General features: G+C 69.4%; 10 protein-coding genes and 3 tRNA genes. 4 read left to right on the top strand and 9 right to left on the bottom strand.

Going from position 1 to position 12,084, the window contains the following annotated elements; genetic code table 11:
- Positions 1-31: 31 nt before the first annotated feature.
- Positions 32-1,177, top strand: coding sequence for an RNA polymerase sigma factor (locus OHA65_RS13180; protein WP_327283317.1), 1,146 nt, complete (start codon positions 32-34; stop codon positions 1,175-1,177).
- A gap of 50 nt (positions 1,178-1,227) precedes the next feature.
- Here the strand turns inward: OHA65_RS13180 and OHA65_RS13175 are convergent, their stop codons facing one another.
- From OHA65_RS13175 to OHA65_RS13160, 4 genes are all read right to left on the bottom strand, one after another.
- Entirely contained in the window at positions 1,228-3,150 is a 1,923-nt protein-coding gene (locus OHA65_RS13175; RefSeq protein WP_327283316.1) for an ABC transporter ATP-binding protein, read from the bottom strand.
- Positions 3,147-4,880, bottom strand: coding sequence for an ABC transporter ATP-binding protein (locus OHA65_RS13170; protein ID WP_327283315.1), 1,734 nt, complete (start codon positions 4,878-4,880; stop codon positions 3,147-3,149). Before OHA65_RS13170 ends, OHA65_RS13175 begins: the two co-directional genes overlap by 4 nt.
- 170 nt (positions 4,881-5,050) lie before the next feature.
- Positions 5,051-6,505 carry an FGGY family carbohydrate kinase gene (locus tag OHA65_RS13165; protein ID WP_405761908.1) on the bottom strand — a complete coding sequence of 485 codons (1,455 nt, stop codon included), beginning with the start codon at positions 6,503-6,505 and terminating at the stop codon, positions 5,051-5,053.
- A gap of 73 nt (positions 6,506-6,578) precedes the next feature.
- A complete protein-coding gene (locus tag OHA65_RS13160; protein ID WP_405761906.1) occupies positions 6,579-6,881 on the bottom strand; it encodes a YtxH domain-containing protein in 303 nt (100 codons plus the stop codon).
- A gap of 145 nt (positions 6,882-7,026) precedes the next feature.
- Between OHA65_RS13160 and OHA65_RS13155 the strand changes: the two genes are divergently transcribed.
- From OHA65_RS13155 to OHA65_RS13145, 3 genes are all read left to right on the top strand, one after another.
- Positions 7,027-7,099: transfer RNA gene (locus OHA65_RS13155), tRNA-Asn, on the top strand.
- A 5-nt stretch (positions 7,100-7,104) separates the two neighbouring features.
- A tRNA-Asn gene (locus OHA65_RS13150) sits at positions 7,105-7,177 on the top strand.
- Between the two features lie 186 nt (positions 7,178-7,363).
- Positions 7,364-7,437: transfer RNA gene (locus tag OHA65_RS13145), tRNA-Ile, on the top strand.
- Positions 7,438-8,028: 591 nt separating this feature from the next.
- Here the strand turns inward: OHA65_RS13145 and OHA65_RS13140 are convergent.
- The 5 genes from OHA65_RS13140 to OHA65_RS13120 all read right to left on the bottom strand — a co-directional run bounded on the left by OHA65_RS13140 (position 8,029) and on the right by OHA65_RS13120 (position 12,032).
- Positions 8,029-8,772 carry a class I SAM-dependent methyltransferase gene (locus OHA65_RS13140; protein ID WP_405761904.1) on the bottom strand — a complete coding sequence of 248 codons (744 nt, stop codon included), beginning with the start codon at positions 8,770-8,772 and terminating at the stop codon, positions 8,029-8,031.
- Between the two features lie 20 nt (positions 8,773-8,792).
- Positions 8,793-10,184: a hypothetical protein gene (locus OHA65_RS13135; RefSeq protein WP_327283311.1), complete on the bottom strand. Its 1,392-nt coding sequence runs from the start codon at positions 10,182-10,184 to the stop codon at positions 8,793-8,795.
- Positions 10,184-10,954: a hypothetical protein gene (locus OHA65_RS13130; RefSeq protein WP_327283310.1), complete on the bottom strand. Its 771-nt coding sequence runs from the start codon at positions 10,952-10,954 to the stop codon at positions 10,184-10,186. The genes OHA65_RS13135 and OHA65_RS13130 overlap by 1 nt, the downstream gene beginning before the upstream one ends.
- A gap of 39 nt (positions 10,955-10,993) precedes the next feature.
- The gene (locus OHA65_RS13125) at positions 10,994-11,584 is read right to left on the bottom strand and encodes a hypothetical protein (protein WP_405761902.1); all 591 of its coding nucleotides are present in this window, start codon (positions 11,582-11,584) and stop codon (positions 10,994-10,996) included.
- Positions 11,585-11,732: 148 nt separating this feature from the next.
- Positions 11,733-12,032, bottom strand: a complete 300-nt coding sequence (locus OHA65_RS13120; RefSeq protein ID WP_327283308.1) for a hypothetical protein — start codon at positions 12,030-12,032, stop codon at positions 11,733-11,735.
- Positions 12,033-12,084: the final 52 nt, after the last annotated feature.

Genomic DNA, 12,084 nt, shown 5'->3' with positions numbered 1-12,084 from the left:
AAAGTGCACGCACGCCCCTCGTGGCAGTGATGTGTCGTACTCCACACTGAGGTGCGGTGCCCCCGTCCTCGGAGCCCTGGAGGTCGCCCCCGTGCAGACCCAGATCCTGACCGTCAACGTGAGCCCGCCCGTGCACGACGCCGAGGCCACTGCGGGTGAAGAGCCCGAGGTCGACGCCGTGGACGACGAGCCCGAAGAGCCCGAGGTGCTGGAGCTGATCGAGCCGGCGCCCGAGCCGCGCCGGCGCGCGGACAGCGGCGGAGCGGGCCCTTCCGCCGACCTGTTCCGGCAGTACCTGCGCGAGATAGGCAGGATCCCGCTGCTCTCCGCCGCCGAGGAGGTCGAGCTCGCGCGCCGCGTCGAAGCCGGCCTGTTCGCCGAGGAGAAGCTGGGCGGCAGTCCCGACCTCGATCTGCGGCTCGCCCTCGACCTCGACAAGCTCGTCGTCATGGGGCGGATGGCCAAGAGGCGCCTCATCGAGTCCAACCTGCGGCTCGTCGTCTCCGTCGCCAAGCGCTACGTGGGCCGCGGGCTGACCATGCTCGACCTCGTGCAGGAGGGGAACCTCGGGCTCATCCGGGCCGTTGAGAAGTTCGACTACGCCCGCGGGTACAAGTTCTCCACCTACGCCACCTGGTGGATCCGGCAGGCCATGTCGCGGGCCCTCGCCGACCAGGCCCGCACCATCCGCGTGCCCGTCCATGTCGTCGAGCTGATCAACCGCGTCGTGCGCGTCCAGCGCCGCATGCTCCAGGAACGCGGGTACGAACCCACCGCCGAAGAGGTCGCCGTTCATCTGGAGCTGACGCCCGAGCGCGTCCTGGAGGTGCTGCGCCTCGCCCAGGAGCCGGTCTCGCTCCACGCGCCCGTCGGTGAGGAGGACGACGTCGCCCTCGGCGACCTGATCGAGGACGGGGACGCCGCCTCGCCCATGGAGTCCGCCGCGTTCTTCCTGCTCCGCGAACACCTGGAAGCCGTCCTGTCGACCCTCGGCGAGCGCGAGCGCAAGGTCGTCCAGCTGCGCTACGGCCTGGCCGACGGCAGGCCCCGCACGCTGGAGGAGATCGGGCGGATCTTCGGCGTGACGCGCGAGCGGATCCGCCAGATCGAGTCCAAGACGCTCAACAAGCTGCGTGACCACGCCTTCGCCGACCAGCTCCGCGGCTACCTGGACTGAGAAGGGGTGCCCCCGGCGAGAGGGCACCCCTGGCACGGCATCGGCCGACGCTAGTCGACCTCGGCCACCGCCTGCGCGAACTGCGCCGCGTACAGCCGCGCGTACGCGCCCTCCGCCTCCAGCAGCTCCTCGTGGGTGCCCTGCTCCACGATCGAGCCGTTCTCCATCACCAGGATCACGTCCGCATCGCGGATCGTGGACAGCCGGTGCGCGATCACGAAGGACGTACGGCCGTGCGCGAGGCGCGCCATCGCCTTCTGGATCAGCACCTCGGTACGGGTGTCCACCGAGCTCGTTGCCTCGTCGAGCACCAGGATCACCGGGTCCGACAGGAACGCCCGGGCAATGGTGATCAGCTGCTTCTCGCCCGCGCTGACGCCCGCGCCCTCGTCGTCCAGCACGGTGTCGTAGCCGTCGGGCAGGGTGCGGACGAACCGGTCCGCGTGGGCGGCCCGCGCCGCCTCCTCGATCTCGGCGCGGGTGACCTCGCGGGCCGCACCGTAGGCGATGTTCTCCGCGATGGTCCCGCCGAACAGCCAGGTGTCCTGGAGCACCATGCCGATGCTGCCGCGCAGTTCCTCGCGGGTCATCTTGGCGATGTCCACCCCGTCGAGGGCGATCTCGCCGCCCGTGACCTCGTAGAACCGCATCAGCAGGTTGACGAGGGTGGTCTTGCCCGCGCCGGTCGGGCCGACGATCGCGACCGTGTGGCCGGGCTCGACGGTCAGCGACAGGTTCTCGATGAGCGGCTTGTCCGGCTCGTAGCGGAAGGCCACCTTGTCGAGCGTGACCTGGCCGCGGACCTGCTCCGGCCGCTCCGGGACCTCCGCGTCCGGCTCCTGCTCCTGCGCGTCGAGCAGCTCGTACACCCGCTCCGCCGAGGCGACACCGGACTGTACGAGGTTCGCCATCGACGCGACCTGCGTCAGCGGCATCGAGAACTGGCGCGAGTACTGGATGAAGGCCTGCACGTCACCGATCGACAGGTTGCCCGAGGCCACCCGCAGACCGCCGACGACCGCCACCAGCACGTAGTTGATGTTCGAGATGAAGAACATCACCGGCTGCATGATCCCGCTGACCAGCTGCGCCTTGAACGAGGCCCGGTACAGCGCCTCGTTGTGCTCGGCGAAGATGGCCGCGGACTCCTTCTGACGGCCGAAGACCTTGACCAGCGTGTGGCCCGAGTACATCTCCTCGATGTGCGCGTTGAGCGCGCCCGTCGACTTCCACTGCGCCACGAACTGCGGCTGCGACTTCTTGCCGATCTTCGCCGCGACGAAGACCGACACCGGGATCGTCACCAGCGCGACCAGCGCCAGCAGCGGGGAGATCCAGAACATCATCGCCAGCACGCCGACGATCGTCAGCAGCGAGTTGAGCAGTTGGCCCATCGTCTGCTGGAGCGTCTGCCCGATGTTGTCGATGTCGTTGGTGGCCCGGCTGAGCACTTCGCCGCGCTTGTGCCGGTCGAAGTACGACAGCGGCAGCCGCGACAGCTTGGCCTGGAGCTCCTCGCGCATCCGGTACACGGTGCCGTTCATGATGTGGTTCGACAGCCGCGTCGCGACCAGCATCAACAGGCCGGCGAGGGTGAACACCACCAGCGCCCAGATCGCCACGACGCCGACGGCACCGAAGTCGATGCCCTCGCCGGGGGTGAAGTCGGTGCCGGACAGCATGTCCGCCATCCCGCCCTGGCCCTTGGCGCGCAGTCCGTCCAGCGACTGCTGCTTGGTGATCCCGGCCGGCATCTGACGGCCGACGATCCCCGCGAACACCAGGTCGGTGGCCTGGCCCAGGATCTTCGGGCCGACGACCGAACAGGCGACGCTGCCGACGGCGGCGGCGACCATGCCCCACAGCTTGACCCGGTCGTGCGCGATCTGGCTCAGCAGCCGTTTGCCCGAGCCCTTGAAATCCAGGGACCGCTCGGCCGGCCCCATCATCATCCGTCCTCCGGGCCCGCTCATGCGGCCTCCGCCTCCGTCAGCTGGGAGAGCACGATCTCCCGGTAGGTCTCGTTGTCGGCCATCAGCTCGTGGTGGCGTCCCTCGCCCACGACCTGGCCCTCGTCCAGCACGATGATCCGGTCGGCGTCGCGGATCGTGGACACCCGCTGGGCGACGATGACGACCGTCGCCTCCTCCGTCTCGCGCGTGAGCGCCGCGCGCAGCGCCGCGTCCGTCGCGTAGTCCAGGGCCGAGAAGGAGTCGTCGAACAGGTAGATCTCCGGGCGCTGCACCAGCGTGCGCGCGATGGCCAGGCGCTGGCGCTGGCCGCCGGAGACGTTCGTTCCGCCCTGGGTGATCGCCGCGTTCAGACCGCCCTCCAGCTCGGACACGAAGTCCTTGGCCTGCGCCACGTCCAGCGCGTGCCACAGCTCTTCGTCGGTGGCGTCGGGGCGTCCGTACCGCAGGTTGGAGGCGACGGTTCCGGAGAAGAGGTACGGCTTCTGCGGGACCATGCCGACCGTCCTGGCCAGCAGTTCCGGATCGAGACGGCGTACGTCCTCTCCGTCGACCAGCACATCGCCGCCGGTCGCGTCGAACAGCCGCGGGACCAGGCCCAGCAGCGTGGACTTCCCGCTGCCGGTGGAGCCGATGACCGCGGTGGTCTCGCCGGGACGGGCCACCAGGTCCACCCCGCGCAGCACCGGGACCTCGGCGCCCGGGTAGCGGAAGTCGGCGGCGCGCAGCTCCAGCTGGCCGCGCCGCACGAGCTCGCGCACCGGCTCGACGGGCGGGACGACGCTGGACTCGGTGTCGAGGACCTCCTGGACGCGCTCGGCACAGACCTCGGCGCGCGGAACCATCATGAACATGAAGGTGGCCATCATCACGGACATGACGATCTGCAGCAGGTAGGCGAGGAAGGCCGTCAGCTGGCCGATCTCCATCTCGCCGCTGTCGATGCGCATCGCGCCGAACCAGATGACGGCGACGCTGGAGATGTTCACGACCACGATCACCGTCGGGAACATCAGCGCGAGCAGCCGGCCGGCCGCGAGGGAGACCCCGGTCAGGTCGGCGTTGGCCTCGCGGAACCGATCCTTCTCGTACTCGTCGCGGATGAAGGCGCGGATCACGCGGTTGCCGGTGATCTGCTCGCGCAGCACCCGGTTCACGGTGTCCAGGCGGACCTGCATCTTCCGGAACAGCGGCCGGGTCCGGAAGACGATCGCGCCGACCGACAGGCCGAGGATGGGGACCACGGCCAGCAGGATGCCCGACAGCTTCACGTCGAGCGAGAGCGCCATGGCGATGCCGCCGATGCACATGATCGGCGCCGAGACCATCAGGGTGAAGGTCATCAGCACCAGCATCTGGATCTGCTGCACGTCGTTCGTCGTACGGGTGATCAGTGACGGCGCGCCGAACTGGCCGAGCTCGCGGGCGGAGAAGCTCTGCACCCGGTCGAAGACGGACGCGCGGACGTCGCGGCCGACGGCGGCCGCGGTACGGGCGCCGAAGTAGACGGCGCCGCAGTTGCACCCCAACTGGACGAGGGAGACGCCGAGCATCAGTGCGCCGGAGCGCAGGATGTAGCCCGTGTCTCCGCTGACGACACCGTTGTCGATGATGTCCGCGTTCAGCGTGGGGAGGTAGAGGCTTGCGCTGGTCTGCAGCAGTTGCAGCAGGACCAGTAGGGCGATCGGTTTCCGGTACGGACTCAGATGGGTCCGCAGAAGTCGTATGAGCACGCGCAGGCTCCGGTCAGCAAGATCGAGGGGGTTCACTCCATCTTCGGCCACCGCGCGGCCGATCCCCACCCGTTTTCGCAAAGGCCGGCCAAAAGGAGGAGACCGGCCGCCGGGCCTACTCCCGTGGCAGTAGGCCCCGCGCCCGAGCGGGCACCGGGGTGCTCGGCGGCTCAGCCCTGGAACGCCCCCGGGTGGATCTGCTCGCGCGTCGCGATGTACTGCTGGCGCACCCCCTGCCACGCCGGGTACTCCTCGCCCGGCTCGAAGACCTGCGCCGCCGGCCCCGGCCACACCGGCGGGGTGTGCGGGGCCAGCGTGCCCTGCTGCACCCCCAGCGCCCACGCGGCTTGGCGCGCCGCGCCCAGCGCGGCGTAGTCGGCCGGCGCCGGCACGACGATCTGCGTGCCGAACAGCCCGGGAGCGGCGGCCTGTACGGCGGGCAGCTCGGCCGCCGCACCCAGCAGGAACACCCGGCGGATCTCGACCCCGCGCGAACGCAGCACGTCGAGCGCGTCGGCCAGCCCGCAGAGCATGCCCTCGAACGCGGCGCGCGCCAGGTGCTCGGGCTTCATCGAGTCCCGCCTCAGGCCGGCCAGGGTCCCGGCGCTGTGCGGCAGGTTCGGGGTCCGCTCGCCCTCCAGGTACGGCAGGAGCACGAGCCCGTGCGCACCCGGCGTCGACTTCAGCGCGAGTTCGGACAGACCTCGAAGGTCGGTGCCCAGCAGCTCGGCGGTGCCCCGCAGCGCCCGTACGGCATTGGAGACGTTCACTACCGGCAGGTGCATGCCACTGGCGTCGGCCAGCGAGGTGATCAGTCCGCCCGGCTCCGACAGCGCCTCGTGGTGCACGGCCATCACCGAGCCGGAGGCGCCCAGCGAGACCACCGCGTCACCGGGTCCGAGGCCGAGCCCGAGAGCTGCGGCCATGGTCTCCCCGGTGCCGGCGGAGATCAACAGCCCCTCCGGCGTCATCCCGGCGGCCTCGGCCGGCGGGAGCACCTCGGGCAGCAGCGCCATGTGCCCGAGCGCCAGCTCGACCAGGTCGGGGCGGTACGAACCGGTGGCCGCCGACCAGTAGCCGGTCCCCGAGGCGCCGCCCCGGTCGGTGGTCCGCCGGGCCGGACGGCCCAGCAGCTGCCAGACCAGCCAGTCGTGCGCGGACATCAGCACCGCCACCCGGCGGGCCGCCTCCGGCTCGGTGCGGGCCAGCCAGGCCAGCTTCGCCACCGGCTGGGCGGACTGCGGGACGGACCCGACGGCCTCGGCCCAGGCCTGCCTGCCGCCCAGCGCCTCGATGAGGTCGGCGGCGGCGACCTGGCCGCGCTTGTCGTTGCCGATCAGGGCCGGACGCACCAGGGCGCCCTGCTGGTCCAGCGGCAGCAGTCCGTGCTGCTGGGCGGAAACGCCTATGGCCTGGACGCCTTCGAGGAGCCCGCCGCCGGCGGCCTCGCCGAGGGAGAGCAGCCAGGCCTGCGGGTCGGTCTCATGGGGGTGGACACCCTCGGGATCGCCCGCGGGCTGCGGATGGGGCGCGTAGCCCTGGCGCAGGACGGCACCGGTTTCGGCGTCGCAGACGACTATGCGAGTGAAGGCGGAAGAGCTGTCCAGCCCGGCGACTATCCCCATGCGGAGAATTCTGCCGCACGCCGGACCGGGATCCGGCGCCCGGAGGCGCCGGATCCCGGGGGAACCCGCCGGCTCAGGTGTTGCTGGTGCCCCAGTCGTCCTCGGAGCCGCCGCCGGCCCGGTCACGCAGTCCCCACACCCGCCCGGCCAGGGAGGACGGCACCACGCCACTGACCTTGTCGCTCACTGCGACGAAGGCCCGCCCGGCGTACCGCCGCCCCGTGTGTCCGACGGTCTCGGCGGTATTGCGCACCGCCGGGTTCTGCACGATCTCGCGGGCGGACTTCTTCAGCTGCTCGTAACGCTCGCGCCCGGCGCGCGTTCCGAGCACGTACCCGAGGGCCAGTCCGACCGCGAACGTGACCTTGTAGCGCATGCCTGCCACCCTTCGTCGTGTGGTGCCCGGCCTGCTGGCGATACCGATTGGCGGAGCACCCCCCTGCTTGCGCTAATCTATGACTCGCAACGGGCGCTCGCCCCCCGGCAAGGCCGGAGGTGGGCTGTTCGGCGCACCGCAGCAATCCCCTGTAGCTCAATTGGCAGAGCAGCCGGCTGTTAACCGGCAGGTTACTGGTTCGAGTCCAGTCGGGGGAGCGCAGTCCCCTGTAGCTCAATTGGCAGAGCAGCCGGCTGTTAACCGGCAGGTTACTGGTTCGAGTCCAGTCGGGGGAGCGTGAAAGAAAGAGGACCTCTTGCGGGTCCTCTTTCTTTTTTGCCCTGGTGGGGGAACCGGGCAGCCCTCAGAACGGTCTCCCTCAGCAGGCGAAGCCGATCATGCGGGGCATCCGAGGCAGGAGATCGTATGAGCGGCTATGCTGCGGCAGACGGCGCGCACACATGTACGCGCCACGCCGTGAAGGGGCGGTAGCTCAGCCGGTTAGAGCAGCGGACTCATAATCCGTCGGCCGTGGGTTCGAGTCCCACCCGCCCCACCGCACACCAGATGTGCAGAAACGATCTGACCAGCATCTTTGCTGGCGGCGTGAGTCACTACGGTGATCCTGGCGGCCCTTCGGGGCCGCTTTTCGCGTTCCATGGGCGCTGCGGGGACACAGCGGGGACGCGCGCATGTCTGTTTTGTCGCATGTTGTGTAAGCGTCGTCTTGGTGTGTGCCGGTTGTGTGGGTGATCACCGCCTGGAGCTCGCCGAACACTCTGGCGTCCGCGTAGCCAGCACGGGAAACGGCCCGTACTGGAAACGGCCCCGACGGGGCCGCTGGCAATGACGGAGGGCCGCTCGCAGGTCCGGTGTGGGGTGGGGCGGCGCGAACGGGCAACTTCGGGCCGTGGACCGCTTCTACGAGCAGCAGGGGGCGACCGCACCGCGCAGTACGGATCGGTGGAACCGGCCGACATCCTCAGCGCCTGGCCCCTCGCCGCGCCGAGCTTCTCCAGCGGCACATTGCCCCCGTCCGGAAGACAGACTCTGACGACACAGTCGCCTACATGGCCGAGAACGTCTTCTCTTCTGCTCGTCTCCATCCCGACGGTGGCCGGGTGTCCTGGACTGGCCGATACGCGAGTCACCTGGTCGCGACGACGTAGATGCTGGCCCATTCGCGCTTCGGATTGGCCAGTGCGGGATCGAACGACCACGGCTCCACGGCCTTGAAGCCCGCCTCCGCGAACAACTGGCGAAGCTTGTCCAAGTCGTACGCCCAGAGGTGCGGGGTGTACGTGGGATCGTCGTCCTGGTCCCGGAAGACGTAGTTGATCAGGTCGAGGTAGGTGTTGATGTCCTGGCGGCAGTTCCGCTTGGCGTACCAGCGGTTGACCATCTCCTCGGCCTGCTCGGGGCCGGTGGGGTACTGGCTGAGGATGAAGGCCGCGTCCGGGACGCCGGTGATGAGCTGGCCGCCGGGAGCGAGGACCCGATGGGCTTCGCGGGCGTACTGCTTGGCGGATATCGGGTAGTCGATGTGCTCGAGGAAGTGCTCGGAGAACAGCACTTCCACCGTGTTGTCCTGGAGCGGCAGCCCTTCGCGCACGTCCCACAGCAGGTCGGCCGGCGGCACGGCGTCGATATTGAAGAAGCCGTCGATGCGGTGGGCACCCCCGCCGACCTGGACGTTCTTTGGGGCCGCGTCGATTCGGCCGCTGGGGAACGCCTTCTGGATGGCCCTGTGGTACCGGCTGAGCTCGATTTCCTTGGCCGCGGCGCGGAGCGTACGGGCGAGGCCATGCGTGGTAGCCGGGTCGGCGAGGAGGGCCGTGATCTGCTCGCCGAGGCGGTCGATCGAGGTGCTGTTCGTGATGTGGTCGTTCATCGGCTCTGTGTCCTCTCGCGTCAAGTGGTGGCAGAAGTGGGTGCGGTCCACTGGTTGTTGCGCATGAGCGTGTACTTGATGTCGACCAGGCGCGGGGCGATGGTCAGGTCGAGCTCCTCGGCGGGTTGGAGGCGGCCGGTTTCGTCCTGCTCGGCTCGCCAGACCCGGTACTCCAGGTCCGGGTACGCGGGGTTGATGCCGATCTCGCCCTTGGGGATGGTCCCGTTGAAGGGCGTGATGATGTCCATGTGGTTCCAGTAGTTCCACGCCTGGAGCGCCTTGTGCTGGTCGAAGTAGAAGTAGAAGTCCGGGTACCGGCCGAACGTGCGCAGCTCGCGGTGGATGAGGTGCCCGAGGAGCGGCCCGAGCTGGGTGGAGAGGCTGTCGAACTCCCAGCGAGTGCGGTGCCAGGCTTCGGGCACCTGTCCGGGCGTGAAGAGGCGAGCTGCGACGAGATGGCTGATCCGCTCGGTCAGGTAGCTGTGGGCGTGGCGGGCGTTGAGGCTCGGGTCGATCCGGGCGAGGAGCGCGGCCAGGCCGGTGGGCGAGGGCCGGAACTTGGCCAGGTCGAACTTGCCTGCCATGTCCGGGAAGGAAGCGAACAGCATCTCCTTGTAGAGCCAGTTGTCGAACTCGCCGTACTCCGCCCGCCCGCGCGTATCGGGGGCGGTGGAGTGCAGCATCAGGTACTCGGCCAGGGCCTCGAAGTACACGTAGCCGAGGATCGGCAGGCGGGGGATCGTCTCGTCCAGCAGCCGCAGGAACCTGTCGGGCTGGACGGCCGCGCCCTGGTAGGCGACGGCAGCCGCCAAGGCGAGGAAGGCGGTGGAATTCTTGATCCGGCTGACGATGGTCTCGCGCAGTTGGTGACGCTCGGTCTTCGAGAGCAGGTACTCCAGGCGGCTGTAGATCTGGAGGTGGATCGAGCCGAGGCGGAGGTAGTCCACGCCGGCCAGACCTCGGTACGCCTGCGGTGGGAGAGATACCTCGAAGATCAACGGTGTGGGCGTCCGCTTGGGGGTCATGGCCTTGGCGGAGAAGGCTGGGGCTTCCTTGGTCAGGATGTATTCGCCGAGGTTGTGCATGCGGAAGCCGCGCTCGGTCGCGGTGAGGGGCGCGCAGTAGACGCTGCCGACCAGGCAGCCGCCTGAGGGGTAGAGCGTGCCGTGCTCGCTGATCTGCTCCAGGGCGTGCGTAACGTGGAGGAGGTGGAGCTTGCCGTCCCCGCTCAGCGCACGGAAGAGGGCGTTGTCCCGCAGCAGCCGACCGTTGGGGGTGTCAGCCAGGCGGTCCTCCCACGCAGCGGACTGGCCTGCGAGAGGGTCCTGGCTGTCGGTGGGGCTGGGGATGAGGGCGGTGTCGAAGAACGCGTGAGCGTCGGCCCACTGCTCGTAGGCGTCGAGGAAGTCCATCAGGTGATCAGCCTCAGATGCGCCAACCCGGCGAGGACGGCATCCGCGCCGCTCGCCCCGGCCAGCCACGCGGCCTCGGAGCGGATGACGAGCTCGAAGGCGGTGGTGCGTAACCCGGTGAAGGATTCGGTACGGACGCGTGCGGGGTCGGGCCACCAGGTGAGCTTGGGCAGCCGGTAGCGGTCGAGGGCGTCAGCGGCCTTCAACAGGTCGCTGATCGTCTCGGCGTGGCTGTGGTCGGTGTGGTCGTCCGGGGCGAAGTGCTCGTACGGCACGTCGTGGAGTCGGACGGCCGTGGCGGCAGCGGTGATCCGGCTGGGTGTCGCCGTGAGCCCGAAGTGGCTGAAGACTGTGTCGGCGTTGTCCGTGAGCCAGATGGCGGCTCGGGCGCCGTGACCGCGGTCGTCTTTGTCGTGGAGGCGGCGGCAGTCGTGGAGCGCCGCGGCCAGGACGAGGGTGGCGGTGTCCTTGTCGCTGAGTCCCACGACCTCAGCCAGGAGAGCGGCCAGCGCGGCGGTGCGCATGGCGTGCCGGACTCCGTGGAGGGAGTCCTGGCACTTGGGCTCGGCGAGCCAGTCGCGGGGGATGGCCGCGCGGGTCACGAGCTCTTGTGAGCTCGGCCGGAGGGTGGGAGGAGGCGGGCCGTCGGGGAAGTCCGGCCGGTTGGCGGTGATCCAGCGGACGGTGGCGGGATCGGTGTACTGGTGGTGCGGGAGCTGCTTGCGTGCAGCCAGCTCGACCAGACTGTCGGCCGGCGAGGTCGTGCTCATCGAGCCCACCTCCTCGTGGTGGTCTACGACAGTGGATGCCTAGCTGGCGGGCGCGGCGACAGTGGCCGCGTCCCTCTCCTTGCGCTCCTGCTCGGCGGCCTCGAAGGCGGCCGTGAAGTCGGCGAGCTCCTGCTCCGTCATGAGGCGGACGCCGAGCTCGTCGGCGACGTTGCGGATGCGGGCGGCGGCCTCCTCCTGCGCCGTGGACCCGGTGGCCTCGTCCAGGAGCACCTCGAACTCGGCGTGGTGGCCCCACGCCTCGCTCCATTTCACGGCGATCTCGACGCCGCGGAAGCGGAAGTTGTGCCGCTGGTTGAACGCCTGGTGCATGGTGCCCTCGAAGCCGAGGGCGTTGAAGATCCGCACCGCAGCCGGCACATCCTCGCGGTCGATCGCGATCTCCGTTTCGGGGAAGGCAACGCCCTGTCCGATCTTGCTGGCCTTGAGCGTGACCTTCGCCGACCCGGCGGCCACGTTGTCGGTGACCTTCAGCAGCTGGTCCGGGAGGACGTAGAAAAAGATGTTCTTGTCGTCGCAGCCGAGGTCCTCGGCCTCTGCCGTGAGGCGGTCGATGAGCTGGGCGTAGGCGTCCTTGTCGAAGCGGGCGCGCATTTCGATCTCGATGGCCACAGGGGCTCCTTTCCGGAATCGGGCATGGGTGATCCGCCCGAGCCAGGCCACGCATGGGGGTGGCTCGGTTGGATGCGATGTGTGGTTGATCAGCGAACGGCGGGGTGCGGTCCGCGGCCGCGTACCGCACCGCCGCCAGGGTGGTGCGTCAGTCGATGTCGCCGAAGCGGTCGCGGAGGACGCCCTCGTGCAGGTAGTTCGGCAGCGGGACGCCGCCGACCGATACCCGCTTGGTGGCGACGTCGCCCTCGGTCTCGTCCGGGAAGCCGGCCAGCAGGGTCAGGCACTGCTTGGCCCACTCCCGGGACTTGTTCCAGTCGCCGAGGGCACGGCTGCGGGTGGCGAGAGCGAAGGCGGTCTCCGCCGCGGCCCAGAGGTCGGTGGCCAGCTCCTGCTGGAAGACGTTCTCCAGCTCGGCTACGGAGGCGACGCGGGTCGGATTGGTCATGATGTCTTCTCTCCTACGGTGGTGCCTGGTGGTGTTCAACGCGTCGACAGCC

Origin of the sequence: Streptomyces sp. NBC_00045, assembly GCF_045041095.1 — a bacterium.
In the GTDB taxonomy this organism is placed as follows: Bacteria; Actinomycetota; Actinomycetes; order Streptomycetales; family Streptomycetaceae; genus Streptomyces.
Note: the sequence above shows the minus strand (reverse complement) of the source record. Positions and strands in the feature narration are given on the sequence as shown.

Coding starts and splice junctions, on each gene's coding strand:
- OHA65_RS13130 (WP_327283310.1), bottom strand. CDS start 10,954: ATGAGCACGACCTCGCCGGCCGACAGTCTGGTCGAGCTGGCTGCACGC.
- OHA65_RS13160 (WP_405761906.1), bottom strand. CDS start 6,881: ATGCGCTACAAGGTCACGTTCGCGGTCGGACTGGCCCTCGGGTACGTG.
- OHA65_RS13165 (WP_405761908.1), bottom strand. CDS start 6,505: ATGGGGATAGTCGCCGGGCTGGACAGCTCTTCCGCCTTCACTCGCATA.
- OHA65_RS13135 (WP_327283311.1), bottom strand. CDS start 10,184: ATGGACTTCCTCGACGCCTACGAGCAGTGGGCCGACGCTCACGCGTTC.
- OHA65_RS13140 (WP_405761904.1), bottom strand. CDS start 8,772: ATGAACGACCACATCACGAACAGCACCTCGATCGACCGCCTCGGCGAG.
- OHA65_RS13175 (WP_327283316.1), bottom strand. CDS start 3,150: ATGAGCGGGCCCGGAGGACGGATGATGATGGGGCCGGCCGAGCGGTCC.
- OHA65_RS13120 (WP_327283308.1), bottom strand. CDS start 12,032: ATGACCAATCCGACCCGCGTCGCCTCCGTAGCCGAGCTGGAGAACGTC.